General features: G+C 69.6%; 15 protein-coding genes. 6 read left to right on the top strand and 9 right to left on the bottom strand.

Annotation, left to right across the window (positions count from 1 at the left end):
* Nucleotides 1-17: 17 nt before the first annotated feature.
* Nucleotides 18-1,010, bottom strand: a complete 993-nt coding sequence (coxB, locus tag VGR32_RS02700) for a cytochrome c oxidase subunit II (protein WP_414642884.1) — start codon at nucleotides 1,008-1,010, stop codon at nucleotides 18-20.
* Nucleotides 1,011-1,256: 246 nt separating this feature from the next.
* Between coxB and VGR32_RS02695 the strand changes: the two genes are divergently transcribed.
* The 4 genes from VGR32_RS02695 to tldD are packed head-to-tail and all read left to right on the top strand — an operon-like array spanning nucleotide 1,257 to nucleotide 4,420.
* Nucleotides 1,257-1,619 (top strand): PadR family transcriptional regulator, encoded by a 363-nt coding sequence (locus VGR32_RS02695; protein WP_327447785.1) that lies wholly within the window; start codon nucleotides 1,257-1,259, stop codon nucleotides 1,617-1,619.
* Nucleotides 1,616-2,185, top strand: coding sequence for a DUF1700 domain-containing protein (locus VGR32_RS02690; RefSeq protein ID WP_327447783.1), 570 nt, complete (start codon nucleotides 1,616-1,618; stop codon nucleotides 2,183-2,185). Before VGR32_RS02695 ends, VGR32_RS02690 begins: the two co-directional genes overlap by 4 nt.
* 14 nt (nucleotides 2,186-2,199) lie before the next feature.
* Nucleotides 2,200-2,937, top strand: coding sequence for a GIN domain-containing protein (locus tag VGR32_RS02685; protein WP_327447781.1), 738 nt, complete (start codon nucleotides 2,200-2,202; stop codon nucleotides 2,935-2,937).
* A 52-nt stretch (nucleotides 2,938-2,989) separates the two neighbouring features.
* A complete protein-coding gene (gene tldD / locus VGR32_RS02680) occupies nucleotides 2,990-4,420 on the top strand; it encodes a metalloprotease TldD (protein WP_327447779.1) in 1,431 nt (476 codons plus the stop codon).
* Here tldD and VGR32_RS02675 read toward each other — a convergent pair.
* The gene (locus tag VGR32_RS02675) at nucleotides 4,417-5,343 is read right to left on the bottom strand and encodes a TraB/GumN family protein (RefSeq protein ID WP_327447777.1); all 927 of its coding nucleotides are present in this window, start codon (nucleotides 5,341-5,343) and stop codon (nucleotides 4,417-4,419) included. The genes tldD and VGR32_RS02675 overlap by 4 nt on opposite strands.
* 150 nt (nucleotides 5,344-5,493) lie before the next feature.
* On the opposite strand from VGR32_RS02675, the gene VGR32_RS02670 reads away from it, so the two are divergent.
* Nucleotides 5,494-7,533 (top strand): TonB-dependent receptor, encoded by a 2,040-nt coding sequence (locus VGR32_RS02670; RefSeq protein WP_327447775.1) that lies wholly within the window; start codon nucleotides 5,494-5,496, stop codon nucleotides 7,531-7,533.
* 7 nt (nucleotides 7,534-7,540) lie between these two features.
* On the opposite strand, the gene VGR32_RS02665 is transcribed toward VGR32_RS02670, so the two are convergent.
* Nucleotides 7,541-8,290, bottom strand: coding sequence for a DUF72 domain-containing protein (locus VGR32_RS02665; protein WP_327447773.1), 750 nt, complete (start codon nucleotides 8,288-8,290; stop codon nucleotides 7,541-7,543).
* On the bottom strand, nucleotides 8,287-8,562 hold the full coding sequence (locus VGR32_RS02660; protein WP_327447771.1) for a 2TM domain-containing protein: 276 nt from the start codon (nucleotides 8,560-8,562) through the stop codon (nucleotides 8,287-8,289). Before VGR32_RS02660 ends, VGR32_RS02665 begins: the two co-directional genes overlap by 4 nt.
* A gap of 100 nt (nucleotides 8,563-8,662) precedes the next feature.
* Here VGR32_RS02660 and VGR32_RS02655 point away from each other — a divergent pair, with 100 nt between their 5' ends.
* Nucleotides 8,663-9,754: a transcriptional regulator gene (locus VGR32_RS02655; RefSeq protein WP_327447769.1), complete on the top strand. Its 1,092-nt coding sequence runs from the start codon at nucleotides 8,663-8,665 to the stop codon at nucleotides 9,752-9,754.
* Here the strand turns inward: VGR32_RS02655 and VGR32_RS02650 are convergent.
* The 5 genes from VGR32_RS02650 to VGR32_RS02630 all read right to left on the bottom strand — a co-directional run bounded on the left by VGR32_RS02650 (nucleotide 9,709) and on the right by VGR32_RS02630 (nucleotide 14,260).
* Complete coding sequence (locus VGR32_RS02650) at nucleotides 9,709-10,029, bottom strand: hypothetical protein (protein ID WP_327447767.1); 321 nt, start codon at nucleotides 10,027-10,029, stop codon at nucleotides 9,709-9,711. The two genes, VGR32_RS02655 and VGR32_RS02650, sit on opposite strands and share 46 nt — an antisense overlap.
* A 39-nt stretch (nucleotides 10,030-10,068) precedes the next feature.
* Nucleotides 10,069-11,427 (bottom strand): glutamate--cysteine ligase, encoded by a 1,359-nt coding sequence (locus VGR32_RS02645; protein WP_327447765.1) that lies wholly within the window; start codon nucleotides 11,425-11,427, stop codon nucleotides 10,069-10,071.
* A gap of 65 nt (nucleotides 11,428-11,492) precedes the next feature.
* Complete coding sequence (locus VGR32_RS02640) at nucleotides 11,493-12,212, bottom strand: 16S rRNA (uracil(1498)-N(3))-methyltransferase (protein WP_327447763.1); 720 nt, start codon at nucleotides 12,210-12,212, stop codon at nucleotides 11,493-11,495.
* Between the two features lie 30 nt (nucleotides 12,213-12,242).
* A complete protein-coding gene (locus tag VGR32_RS02635) occupies nucleotides 12,243-13,031 on the bottom strand; it encodes a hypothetical protein (protein WP_327447762.1) in 789 nt (262 codons plus the stop codon).
* A gap of 65 nt (nucleotides 13,032-13,096) precedes the next feature.
* Complete coding sequence (locus VGR32_RS02630) at nucleotides 13,097-14,260, bottom strand: acyl-CoA dehydrogenase family protein (RefSeq protein WP_327447760.1); 1,164 nt, start codon at nucleotides 14,258-14,260, stop codon at nucleotides 13,097-13,099.
* Nucleotides 14,261-14,262 lie beyond the last annotated feature (2 nt).

Here is a 14,262-nt window from a genome sequence, read left to right as displayed (position 1 = left end):
CGGCTCTCTCGCGTGTCTTACTGGGCGGCGGCCGGCGCGGCGGCCGGAGCGGAAGCGGGGGCGGCGGTCGGGGCCGCGCCGGGGACGGTCTGGGTCGGAGCCTGCGCGGGGGCGTCGGTGGTGGCGCCCACGGGAGCGGCGCCTTCGCCGGTCGGAGCCGTCGCGGCCGGAACGGCTGCGGCCGCGGCCGCGGCGTCGGCCGCTGCGGTCATGGATCCGCCCTTCGACGCGACCCAGGCGGCGAACTCGGCCTCGGTGACGACGCGGATCTCGATCGGCATGAAGGCGTGGTCGACGCCGCACAGCTCCGAGCACTGGCCGTAGTAGGTGCCGACGCGATCGGCGCGGAACCAGGTCTCGTTGGTGCGGCCGGGAACGGCGTCCGTCTTCAGGCCGAAGGCGGGCAGGGCCACGGCGTGGATCACGTCGGCGGCGGTGACCAGCAGCTTCACGGTGCGGCCGACAGGCACGACCATCGGCTCGTCCGCCGCCAGGCGGAAGGGCACGCCGCGCGCGTCGGCCTCGGCCTCCGGCAGCATGTTGGAGACGTATTCGCTGATGCCCTGGTCCGGGTACTCATAGGCCCAGTTCCACTGGTTGCCCGTGACCTTCACGGTCAGGTCCGGTTCCGGCATGTTTTCGTAGGCGAACAGCAGGCGGAACGAGAACAGCGCGATCCCGACCAGGATGAACACCGGCACGACCGTCCAGATCACCTCGACCAGGGTGTTGTGGCTCCAGCGCGCGGGCACCGGGTTGGACTTCTTGTTGTACCGGATCACCACCCAGATCAGCAGGCCCAGAACGAACAGGCTGATGATCGTGATGATCGGCAGCAGGATGAAGTCATGGAAGATGTGGGCCTCTTCCTTCAGCGGCGAGGCCGCCGGCTGAAGGCCGATGCCGCCCGGCGTGGGCTGGCCGATCAGATCCTGGGCCACGGCGGCGCCGGTCATGAAGACCGAGCCGATGAAGGCCGAAATCCCCAGGGCGGACTTGCCCATGCTCATGCGGTGTTTCCCTAGTCCTTGCCCCGCCGGTCCCCGGCGCGGGGCTGTCGCCGAACGGCCCCCGAGCGCAGGCGCGGGAGCTTTGGGCGGTCCATATCCCTCCCGTCCCCCTTTGCCAAGGCGCGCGGCGGTGTGGCGCAGGAAGGTGAGAACCGATCTCATTAAATCGCGGTCATGTTTCGCAAGCTACCTTGTCACGCAAGCTACCTTGTCATACGCATCGAGCCGTCAACGGAGACCCACACCGTGCCCGAGAACATCGACACGCAGCTGAAGAAGGGGGTGCTGACGCTGTGCGTCCTCGCCCTGCTGAACCGGCGCGACGGCTACGCCTACGACATCGCCGCGGACCTCTCGAAGGCCATCGGCATGGGCGAAGGCACCATCTACCCGCTGATGCGGCGGATGCAGACGGACGGACTGGTCGAGACCTATCTGGTCGAGTCCGCCGCCGGGCCCTCGCGCAAATACTATCGCCTGACCGCCGCCGGCCGTCGGGCGCTCGAAGCCCAGACCACGGAATGGCGCACGTTCGCCGACGCGGTCGAGGCCGTCCTGGCCGAGCCCGCCGCGGCTCCGGCCGAAACCAGAGGGGAGCTGAAGCAATGAACCGCGCGGAATTCATCTCGCGCCTGAAGAAGGGGCTGGTGGGCCTGTCCGCCCCCGCCGCCGACGAGATCGTCCAGGATTATGAGGCGCATTTCGACGCCGGCGCGGCCGACGGCCGGTCGGAAGCCGAGGTCGCTGAAGCCTTGGGCGATCCCGACCGTCTGGCCCGCGAGCTGCGGGCGGAGGCAGGCGCACGGGCGTGGAATCAGCAGCCGGGCGCCTCCTCGGCCGCCGGCGCCATCTTCGCCATCATCGGCCTGGGCGCGATCGACATCCTGATCCTGCTGCCGATCGTCCTGCCGCTGTTCGGCAGCCTGATCGCGGTGCTGGTGTCGGGGATCGGCGTGTTTCTGGCCGGCGGCTTCACCCTGGTCGCGGGGCCCTTCCTGGATCCGCCGGGCGGGCCCGCCGTGGCCCTGCTGGGCGGGGTCGGCGTCATGGGCCTCGGCGTCTTCATGACGGCGCTCTGCGCCCTGTTCACCAAATGGCTGATCGACGCCACGGTCTGGTACGCGCGCCTGCACTACCGCGTGCTGAAGCCCGCGCTCGATCAGGGCCGGATCTGAGGGAGGGACCAGACATGATCCGCAATCTTCTCATCATCATGGGCGTCGGCCTGATCATGGCCGTGGTCGGCATCGGCGGCGCCTTCGCCGTCGGCGGCCCCGCCATCATGCGCGACGGCTGGAGCTGGACTTGGGACGGCGACGGCGACTGGGTCCGCGTCACCCACGACGGGCCGCGCGAGCGAGGCCCCGAAGTCACCCGCACCCTCGAATGGACCGGCGGCGACCGTCTGATCCTCGACGTCGCCGCCGACGTGGTCTTCACCCAGGGCGACGTGGCCTCGGTCACCTTGGCCGGCCCCCAGAGCCGCGTGGATCGCATCCGGCTTGAGAACGGCCGTCTGTTCGCCGAGGGAAACGGGGACTGGGGCGGCTGGCGTGACCGGGTCCGCGTAACCATCACCGCGCCGGGCGTCTCGACCTTTGAGATGAACGCCTCGCAGGACCTCGCCCTTCGCGCCATCGACGTGCCGACGCTGAGGATCGTCATCTCCGGCTCGGGCGAGGTCGTGGCTGAGGGGCGGGCCCAGACGCTGGATCTGGACGTTTCCGGCTCGGGCGAGGCGGACCTGACGGCCCTGACGGTGACCGACGCCGACGTCGACGTCTCGGGCTCCGGCGAGGTCGACGTCGGCCCCACCGGCCGCGCGACCATCGACATCTCGGGTTCCGGCGACGTCGACCTGACCCGCCGCCCGGCGTCCGTCCAGTCAAACGTGTCCGGCTCCGGCGACGTCAACGACGCCTGGTGACGGAAACGGCGGAAGGGGTGACGCGCCCCTTCCGCCGTCCTATCTGCGAAGGATGACCGCGCACGTTCCGCCGCCGCCCCTGCTCGAGACCGCCGGGGTCGATCCCGACGAGGCCCTGTCCATCCTGCGCGGCGCCCTGGCCGGGGCCGACGACGGCGAGCTGTTTCTCGAGCGGTCGGAGCTGGAATCCCTGGTCTTCGACGACGGCCGCCTGAAGGGCGCGAACTACGACGCGACCGAGGGCTTTGGCCTGCGCGTCGTGGCGGGCGAGACCGCGGGCTACGCGCACGCCAACGAGATCACCCCCGACGCCATCCGCCGCGCCGCTGAGGCCGCGTCGCTGGCCAAGGCCGGCCATGCGGGCGTCACGGCCGAAGGTCCGCGCGCGACCAATCAGTCGCTGTATCCGCCGCTCGACCCCCTGGCTGCGCCGGGGTTCTCGGACAAGATCGCCCTGCTGCAGGAGATCGACGCCTGGGCCCGCGCCCGCGACCCGCGCGTGGTTCAGGTCTCCGCAAGCCTGATCGGCGAGCGCCGCTCGATCGAAATCCTCCGCGCCGAAGGCCGCGCCGTGCGGGACGTCCGCCCGCTGGTGCGCTTCAACGTCTCCGTCACCGTCGAGAAGGACGGCCGTCGCGAAACCGCTTCGGCCGGGGCGGGCGGCCGGGCGGGTTTCGAGGAGTGGACCGCGCCGGAGCGTTGGCAGGCCCAGGTCGACGAATGCCTGCGTCAGGCCCTGGTGAATCTCGAGGCGGTCGACTGTCCGGCGGGTGAAATGGACGTGGTCATGGGCGCGGGCTGGCCCGGCGTGCTGCTGCACGAAGCCGTCGGCCACGGGTTCGAAGGGGATTTCCACCGCAAGGGCTCGTCGGTCTTCACCGGCATGATGGGCAAGCGCGTGGCCGCGCCGGGCGTCACTGTGGTCGACGACGGCTCCATCGCCGGCCGTCGCGGCTCCCTGACCGTCGACGACGAGGGCACGCCGACGTCGCGGACCGTCCTGATCGAGGACGGGATCATGGTCGGCCTGATGCACGACCGGCTGTCGGCCCGTCAGATGGGGCAGGCGGCGACCGGCAACGGGCGGCGTCAGTCCTTCGCCCACATCCCCATGCCGCGCATGACCAACACCTTCATGGAAGGCGGCAAGGACAGCCGCGCCGACATGATCGCCTCGACCAAGCGCGGCCTCTACGCCGCCAATTTCGGCGGCGGCCAGGTGGACATCACCAACGGCAAGTTCGTCTTCCAGTGCACCGAGGCCTATCTGATCGAGGACGGGAAGATCACCTCGCCCGTCCGCGGCGCCACCCTGATCGGCGACGGGGCCACGGCGCTGAAGGGCGTCACGATGATCGGCGACGACTTCGCCTTCGATCCCGGCGTCGGCACCTGCGGCAAGGCCGGACAGGGCGTGCCGGTGGGCATCGGCCAGCCCAGCCTGAAGATCTCCGGCCTGACTGTGGGCGGCACCGCGGTCTAGCGTTTCCAGACCGGGCCGACGATCTCGAAGCCGCGCGCCTCCAGAGTGTCCAGCAGGCCGCCGGGTTCGGCGAGCACCCGCAGGGGCGCCACCGCCAGCGTCGTGCCGTCCTGCGCCAACGCGTCCTCGATCCCCGTCAGCCACTGCGCCCGCAACTGGATGCCCCAGTCCGGGTCGCCCCAAGGCCAGCACTGCGACAGGGCCTGCTCGAGCGGCGATTCCATGACGGTCGGCACGTCGAACCTGCGCCACGCGGCGGCCCGCTCCAGCATGCCCGCCTCGCCGGCCTCCCCGGCCACGATGGCGAGCTGCACGCACGGCACCCAGGTTTCGGGCGGCATGGTCAGCAGGTCCTCGATGACCGCGTCGCCGCGCACCTCGCCGATGCGCTGGCTGGGCGTGCGGCCCCGACGCGCGGTGCGGCGCACGGCATCCTCCACCGAAGGCCCGCGGTTCCGGTTCAGGTTGGTCACGCCGAACAGCAGGCCCGCGGAGGTCTGGAAGAAGCTCTGGCGCATCAGGTCGTCGCGCGTCTTCGCATCCAGCACCTCCAGCCGCGCCTGCCATTCCGGCGTCAGGTAGTCGGCGCTGGTCTTGCCGCGCGGCAGGCGGGTCAGCGTCCCCTGTCGCCAGAGGATGCGGAGGATGTCGCCGGGCGACAGGGCCACGGCCTGCGAATACAGCACGCTGTCCGCCCGCTCGGCCGCCCGCTCCAGCGCATCCGCGCGCCAGTCGAGACTTCGCGGCAGCGCCTGGATGGCGCCGACCAGCAGGACGGTGGATTCGCCGCGCGTCACCTCCCACGTCGGCGCCCCGGACCGCCGCGCCTCGACGATCACCTCATCGACCATGGTCGGCTCGTCCTGCGCCAAGGCGGGTGAAGCAACCGCAAAAGCGACGGCGACCACGAATGCTCTGATCATCTTGATTTCGCCCCAAACATTACACGCCCGCAATGTCGTTCTGCAGTCTTCACGCATGTGACGCAGATTTAATCCACCTGTCCAGCTTGTAACTGGCATGCGGTCTGCGCCGTCGCCACGGTCCGCCCCACACGACGAGGGGACAGTAAAGTGACCAAGACCATCCTGCTGGCCGGCGCGGCCGCCATCGCCATCGCCGGCTCCGCCCAGGCCCAGAGCCAGCCCGCACCGAACGCGCCCCAGGCCGAGGCCGGGCAGCAGGGCGTGCTGGTGTTCGAACCCGCCTTCTTCGCCGAGCAGCGCCCCAACACGGCCCTCGACATGGTCCAGCGCATCCCGGGCTTCTCCGTCGTCGACGGCGACGGCAGCCGCGGCTTCGAAGGCTCGGTCGGCAACGTTCTGGTCAACGGCGCCCGGCCGGCGTCGAAGACGGACACGGGGTCGTCCGTCCTGTCCCGCACCCTGGCCTCGCAGGTCCTTCGCATCGAACTGATCCGCGGCGGCGCGCCGGGCATCGACATGCAGGGTTACGGCGTGGTGGTGAACGTCACCACCCGTCAGGAAAGCAGCACCCAGTCCATCCTGACCGCGAACTACTGGGCCTTCGACGGCGGGCAGGATCTGGCGGCGGGGACGTACCAGTTCACCGCCAAACGCGGCGAGACGACGTGGGGCGTGACGCTGAGCGACGGCGTTTCCATGAGCGACGCGAACGGCGAGGGCCTCGTCGTCCGCCGCAACGGCGCAGGCCTGATCACCCGCCAGGAAGACTACTGGAACGACCAGTACGGCGGCTCCACCGGCATCCGCGGCAATCTCGCGACGCCCTTCGCGGGCGGCAAGATCGATCTGACGGCGCGCTACGGGGTCAACGACTACTTCTCGCAGAGCCTCCAGACCGGCCCGGCAGTGCGCCGCGAGAACCTGTTCGAGAACGAGGGCTCGTCCGGCGAGTTCGGCGCGGTCTACACGCGCCCCCTGGGCGACCGGCTGGATCTGGAGACGCGCTTCATCCACCAGTTCGGCGAGAGCGACGGCGTCTCCACTTCACGCACCCGCATCGGCGCGGTCGACGATCCGGAGCAGCGCTTCGAATCGCTCGACGAGTCGTCGGAGACCATCGCCCGGGCGCTGGTCCGCTTCGAGCGCTCGCCGACCCTGACGTACGAAGGCGGCGGCGAGATCGCCTATAACATGCTGGAAACCGAGCAGGCCTTCAGCGTCGGCGGCGTGCCCGTCCCGCTGCCGTCCGCGTCGGTGAAGGTCGAGGAGCTGCGCGGCGAGCTGTTCGGCAAGGCGACCTGGCGCGTCCGGCCCGACCTGAACCTGGAGGGCGGCCTGCGGCTGGAGGCGTCCGAGATCAGCCAGTCGGGCGACGCCGACCAGTCGAAGACCTTCTTCTTCGCCAAGCCGCGCCTGCTGATCACGTGGACGCCGATGGCCAACACCCAGGTCCGCTATCGTTTCGAACGCGAGCTGGGCCAGCTGGATTTCGGCGACTTCGCGGCTTCGGCCGATCTGGACGACGAGAACGTGCTGGGCGGCAACGCCGATCTGGAGCCCGAGCAGCGCTGGATCAGCGAGCTGACCTTCGAGCGCCGCTTCATGAAGGACGGCATCGTCTCCATCGGCTACCGCCACGACGAGATCGTCGACGCCATCGACGTGATCCCGCTGGACATGGGGCTGTCCGCCGTCGGCAACATCGGCGACGGCACGCTGGACCAACTGGCGGTCAACGTTCTGGTGCCGATGGACTGGGCTGGCTTCTCGGGCGGCAAGCTGGGTTTCCGCAACACGTGGAACCACAACGAGGTGACCGACCCCACCACGGGACGGACCCGCCGCATCTCCGGCGTGCGCCCGTCCCAGCCGGTCTTCACCGTCCAGCAGGACATTCCTTCCTCGAACCTGCAGTGGGGCGGCGCCTACATCGCCTCGCTGTACCAGTTCAGCTACGACCCGGATCAGACCTCGGGCTTCCGCGGCTCGGACTATTTCGAGGCGTGGACCGAGTGGAAGCCGACGCCGACCTTGGCCCTGCGCGTCCAGATCAACATCTGGGACGACTTCAACGTCGAGCGCACCGTCTACGCGAACCGCACCCCGGCCCGCCCGATCGCCTTCGTCGAGAACCGCTTCATCGACCCGCGGACCTTCGTGCAGTTCCGCGTCCGCAAGACGTTCTGAGCCGGGCTCAGCCCAGGCGCCGGATCAGCGCCTGGGCGGCGGCCGGATTGCGGACCTTGGCTCCGGCGATGAAGAAGGCGAAGACGTCGCCGCGCCTGGCCCACGCGCGGCACCGGCCGGCGGCCGCATCCAGTTCGGCGTCCGTCATGCCGTCCGGCTCCTCCTCCCGACTGGACATCAGGCGGGCGTAGGTGAAGTCGGCGGTCGGCCGGTCGATCCGCGGCCAGTTCGGCTCCTCGTCGTCTTCGCCGTAGACGATGGCCACGCCGTATTTCGAGGCGAGGTCATAGAACTGCTGGGTCTCGAAGGTCGGGTTGCGCACCTCCAGCGCGTGGCGCAGCCGCAGGCCGTCCTTCTCCTTGGGCAGCAGCTTCAGGAAGCCTTCGAAGTCCGCCGGATCGAACTTCTTGGTCCCCATGAATTGCCAGTTGATGGGCCCCAGCTTGTCGCCCAGCGCCGTCAGCCCCTGGCCCAGAAAGCGGTCCATGGACTCGCCCATGTCCGCCAGGATCTTGCGGTTCGTGCAGTAGCGGCTGGCCTTGACCGAGAAGACGAAGCCGTCGGGCGTTTCGTCCCGCCATTTCATCCAGCTGTCAGGCTTGAAGGTGGAATAGTAGGTGCCGTTGATCTCGATGGCGGTCAGCGCGCGGCTGGCGTACTCGAGCTCCCGCTTCTGGCTCAGCTTCTCCGGATAGAAGACGCCGCGCCAGGGCTCGTAGGTCCAGCCACCGACGCCGACGCGGATCGCGCCCGTCACCGACGTCCCCGCAGCCGCTCCATCTCGCGCTGGACGGCCGCCTCGTGGTTGTCCGACAGGGCCATCCATACCGACGCCATGTGCGACAGCAGGCCGATGCCCCAGCCCAGCAGCGGCCAGAAGGCCCAGTCGATGCCGCTGCCCGCCCACCAGTCGATGGCGAACAGTCCGGCGTTGACGATGACGAAGACGAACAGGTGCGAAACCACGCTGCGCTTCGCCTCCACCCGGCGTTCGGCCTGCTCCCTCAGCTTGACGTCGGCGTCGGTCATGTCGTCCCTCCCTGAACGCGGGGCAGGATGCCACGGACGGGGCGGCGCCGCCAGCGAGCGCCCATTGCCTTCCGGGCCGGGATGATCGACCGTCCCGCCGATGAGCCCCGTCCGTTTCGACCGCTTTCGTCTGGATCTCCAGGACCGCCGTCTGACGCGCGATGGACAGACGGTGGAGCTGAGCGGCCGTTACCTCGACGCGCTGGCGCTGCTGGTCGCCGAACGCGGGCGGCTGGTGACCAAGGACCGCTTCATGGCCGAGGTCTGGAAGGGCGTCCCCGTCACCGACGAGGCGCTGACCCAGTGCGTGCGCAGCCTGCGCCGCGTGCTGGGCGACGACGCGGGGCGGCCTCGCTTCATCGAGACGGTGCCCAAGCACGGCTATCGCTTCGTCGCCGAGGTGGCGGACGGTCAGACGCCCGCCGTGGCCAAGGCGGCCGCGACGCCGCCCGTGCCCCCGAAGACTCGTCCGGCCTGGCGCGAGGGCCTGAGCGGCGCGGCGTCCGGCGGCGCCGGGGGCGCGGTGGCCGGCTTGATCGGCGGCATGGTGTACGGGCTGGCGGTGTCGCCCGAGGGCATGGGGGCGGCCTCGGCCCTGCTGGTGCTGGTCTGCGCCACCACGCTTCTGGCGTTGGCGGCGGGCGGGGCGGTCGGGTTCGGCGTGGAAACCGGGCGCGTGGTGAGGTCCGGACTCTGGGGCGTCGTTCTGGGAGGCGCCTTCGCCGGCGCGCTCATCGGCGGCGTCACCCGGCTGGTCGCTCTCGACGCCCTCGCCATGCTGACGGGACGCGCGCCCGCGGACATGACGGGCGCGGCCGAGGGCCTGGCGATCGGCGCGGCGATCGGGCTCGGCGTCTGGACGGCGGCGCGCAGGGGCTGGTCGGCCCGTCGGTCCGCGCTGGCGTCGGCGGCCCTCGGACTGGGCGTGGGGGGAGCTCTGGCGGCGTTGGGCGGGCGCCTGCTTGGAGGCAGCCTGAACCTCCTGCTTCAGGCCTACCCCGACGCGCGTCTGGACCTGTCGCCGATCGGCGCCGTCGTCGGAGAGTCGGGATTCGGTCCCGTGGCCCGGACGATCACGGCCTCGCTGGAGGCCGGCCTCTTCGTCGGATGCGTGACCGCCTTCCTCGTGGCCCGGCCCGCGCTGCGTCAGGCGCCGGTGGGAGAGGTCGCGGGATCCGGCGTCCGGGGCTGAACGTCCGACGGCAGGGTCGTGGTCGGGCGTTCCGGCAGGGGCTGCGCCGACTCCGCCGAGGTGGCGGCCGCCTCCGTGCGCTGCTCTGCGCGCCCCATCGGCCCGGCCGTGAACATGTAGATCAAGGCGAAGGCGATGGCGACCAGCGTGGCCGAGACGACCAGGATCGTCAGCACGTGCATGCCGCCGCGGCCCGACTTGGCGCGGACGTCGGAAATGACCTGGCCGTCTCCCTCGGGATCGGGCTGGGTGCGGGGCAGGATGGGATCGGTCATGCCGCTTGAATGCTCAAGCTGGCCGGGACGTTCCCGCAATCAGTAGGCGAAGTCGCGGTAGAGTCGCGACAGGTCGCGGTCCCAGGCGCCGTGGTACAGGTCCAGCAGGCGCTCGGCCGGGGTCACGCCGGAGTCGGCGATGTCTTCCAGTTCGGACAGATAGCCGCGCTCGTCCACCATGCCGCCGCTGAAGCGGGCGCGGGACTTCAGGCCCTGTTTCGCGATCGCCACCAGATCGACGGCGACGTCGCGCACGGTGCGGCCGGCCACCTCGGCCTTCAGGCCCAGACGGGTGACGTCGCTCCGCAGGCGCTCGTGGTCCTCGATCGCCCAGTCCCTGCAGAGGTCCCAGGCCGCGGCCAGAGCGGCGTCGTCGTAGAGCACGCCGACCCAGAGCGCCTGCAGGGCGCAGATCCGGCTCCATGGCCCTCCGTCGGCGCCGCGCATCTCCAGATAGGATTTCAGCCTGACTTCGGGGAACAGGGTGGTCAGGTGGTCCGACCAGTCCTTTCGCGTGGCGCGGTCGCCCGGCAAATCCTCCAGCCCGCCGTCCATGAACCGGCGGAACGATCGACCGGACAGGTCGACGTAGCGCCCTTCGCGCTTGGCGAAATACATCGGCACGTCCAGCGCATAGTCGACGTAGCGCTCGAAGCCGAAGCCCTCCTGGAAGACGAAGTCCAGCATGCCGGTGCGGTCCGGATCGGTGTCGGTCCAGACGTTGGCGCGCGCCGACAGGAAGCCGTTCGGCCTGCCTTCGGTGAAGGGCGAGCAGGCGAACAGGGCCGTGGCGACGGGCTGAAGGGCCAGAGACGTGCGGAACTTGCGCACCATGTCCGCCTCGCTCTCGAAGTCGAGGTTGGACTGGATGGTGCAGGTGCGCAGCATCATGTCCAGGCCGAGGCCGCCCCTCTTCGGCATGTAGGCGCGCATGATGTCGTAGCGGCCCTTCGGCATGACCGGCACCTGCTCGCGAGCCCACATCGGGTCGAAGCCGACGCCGAGGAAGCCCAGACCCAGCTGGTCGGCGACCTGTTTGACCTCCATCAGGTGGCGGCCGGTCTCGTCGCAGATCTCATGGACGTCCTTCAGCGGCGCGCCCGACAGTTCGAACTGTCCGCCGGGCTCCAGCGAGATGGACGACGTCAGGCCTTCCGGCGTGGTGCGCTCCAGGGCGATGACGTGGTCGCCCTCGAAGACCTCGGACCAGCCGAAGCGCGTCAGCCCTTCCAGCATGGCCTGAATGCCGCTCGGACCGGCATAGGCGGGGCGGCGCAGGGTCTCGCGGTCGAAGCCGAACTTTTCGTGCTCGGCGCCGATGCGCCACTGGTCGCGCGGCTTCATGCCCTTGGACAGGGCCTCGATCAGGTCCGTCCGGTTCAGCGGCGCGTCGGTCATGCGTGAAAGTCCTGCCCCTCAGGTCGCCGCGAGATGGGCGACCGGGGATCGACGCACAAGAGGCGTCAGCGTTCCCAGTCGCCGACGGCGGCCTGCCACAGGGTCAGCGCCGTGGTCGCCGCCGTGTCCGCGCGCAGGACGCGGGGGCCCAGCGACACGGCGAGCGCATGGGGCAGGGCGCGAAGACGCGCCCGCTCTTCGGGCGTGAACCCGCCCTCGGGACCGATGAGAATGGCCCAGGGGCCGCTGCCGGCCCCGGTCAGGGCGGAGACGGCCGGCGCGCCGCCGGTCTCGTCGCAGAACATCAGCCGGCGGCCGGCGTCCCAGTCGACCAGCAGGGCGTCCAGTCTTTGCGGCGCGTCGACGGGCGGCACGTCCAGCCGTCCGGTCTGCTCTGCGCTCTCCTCCGCGATGGCATGGAGCCGGTCCATGCGGACGTGCTGCGTCTGGGTGCGGGCGGTGGTGATCAGCCGTATGCGCGCGGCGCCCAGCTCGGTGGCCTTCTCGACGGCGAACTCCAGCGCGGACTTCTTCACCGTCGCGATCAGCAGGTGGACGTCTGGCGGCATGATCTGGTCGCGAACCCGCAGCTCGGCCCGCAGCACGACGCCCTTCTTCAGCACCTCGGCGACGACGCAACGCCACTCGCCGTCCGTGCCGTTGAAGACGTGGACGACGTCGCCAGCCTTCAGCCGCATGACCTGGGTCAGGTAGCGGGACTGCTCGAGCGTCGGCAGCGGCGTCGCGCCGACGGACAGGGGTTGGGGGACGTGGAGGCGGATCATGCGGTCAGGCCTGGACCTGTGGACGCGGAGTCACTGGGAAACGATCTCGCAATCCCAGGAGTCCGTCATCTTCATCACCGTGAACGGTTTGCCGTCCACACTGAGGTCGTTGTCCATGGTCACGTCGTAGTTGAGGACCAGACCGGTCTCGGCGTCGTGCAGCACCCGGGCCTTCATCGTCTGGCCCGCCGCGATGGACACGCCTTCGACCTCTCCCGCTCCGGCCATCGTGATGGCGCCGTCGAACAGCCATGCGCGGCGCCCGCGGTGGTCGACCTCGCCCCGGTAGAAGACGTCGATCGATCCGGTGAGGGCGAAAGGAAGCCCGAGGCTGTCTCCCACGCGACCTATGAGGTCGCGCCGAAGATCGTCCGGATAATAGGAATCCCCCACGGAGAAGGTCCGGCCGAGAAGCAGACGCTCCGGAATGTCCTGGGCCGCCGTGTGGGCGAAGGTGGCCAGCTGCTCGTCGCTTACGCCATCGCTCTCCGGCAGGCCGGTGATCACGGCCCCGGTCACGGATCCGTCCCTGAGTGCGGTGAACTCCAGACCTATGGCCGCACCTGGAGATCGTGTCTGATGATGAAACCGAAGGCCGGCGTCCGCGGGCTTGACCGACAACGTCCTGACCTGCCGCTCGATGAACGGCAGAGGGTCCGGGTTCGCCGTTCCGGCCTGCATCAGGATGGTGGCGGTCGTTTCCGTCGCGCAGGTGCGCTGCATCGTCGTGGTCAGGACCGGCTTGATCTGGGCGGCGGCCACCCCGGGCAGGACCGCGGCGGCCGACGCGACGATCGCCGCGAGATGATTCCGTTTCATGCGCCTTCCCCCGGGGTTCGCCACCATCATCCGGGCTCGCCGCGGCGTTGGCAACGTGGCCGCGTTCAGAGCGTCCGCGCGATCAGCAGCTTCATGATCTCGTTGGTGCCGCCGTAGATGCGCTGGACGCGGGCGTCCTTGTACAGCTGGGCGATCGGGTATTCGTTCATGTAGCCGTATCCGCCGTGCAGCTGGAGCATCTCGTCGATGGTCTCGCCCTGGATGTCGGTCACCCAGTACTTGGCCATGGATGCGGTCGCGGCGTCGAGTTTGCCCTGCAGGTGCAGGCCGATGCACCAGTCGCAGAAGACCTTGGCGACCGTCAGCTTGGTCTTGACCTCGGCCAGCTTGAACTGGGTGTTCTGGAAGTCGATGACGCGCTTGCCGAAGGCCTTGCGCTCCTTGACGTAGGCCAGCGTCTCCTGAAGGCCGCGCTCGGCCGCGGCGACGCCCTGGATGGCGATGTTCAGGCGCTCCTGCGGCAGCTGCTGCATCAGCTGGACGAAGCCCTGGCCCTCGCCTCCGCCGATGACGTTCTCGACCGGCACCTTCACGTCGTTGAAGAACAGCTCGGAAGTGTCGTTCGCCTCCATGCCGATCTTGTGCAGGTTCCGGCCCCGCTCGAAGCCGGCCAGGCCGTCGGTCTCGACGACGATCAGGCTGGTGCCCTTGGCCCCCTCGGCCGGGTCGGTCTTGGCCACCACGATGATGAAGTTCGCCAGCTGGCCGTTGGTGATGAAGGTCTTCGACCCGTTGACGACATAGTGGTCGCCCTGGCGGATGGCGGTGGTCTTGACGCCCTGCAGGTCCGACCCCGCGCCCGGCTCGGTCATGGCGATGGCCCCGACCAGCTCGCCGGAGACCAGACGCGGCAGCCAGCGCGCCTTCTGCTCCTCGGTGCCGTAGTGCCAGACGTAGGGCATGACGATGGCGTTGTGCAGCGAGATGCCGAAATGGTCCGCGCCCTTCCAGCCCAGCTGACGCATCAGCACGACCTCATGCCGGTAGTCCCCGCCGAAGCCGCCGTCGGCCTCGGGCATCGACAGGCCCAGCAGGCCCGCGGCGCCGGCGTCGTTCCACAGCGAGCGCGGGACCGAGGAGTCGGCGATCCACGACTGCACCTTCTCCGGCGGCGCGTGCTCGTCGATCCATTTGGCGACGCTGTCGGAGAAGAGGGTGATCTCCTCTTCCTGCATGAAGTCGGGCTCGGGGACGTTGAGGACCTTCACGA

Origin of the sequence: Brevundimonas sp., assembly GCF_035935935.1 — a bacterium.
Lineage (GTDB): Bacteria > Pseudomonadota > Alphaproteobacteria > Caulobacterales > Caulobacteraceae > Brevundimonas.
Note: the sequence above shows the minus strand (reverse complement) of the source record. Positions and strands in the feature narration are given on the sequence as shown.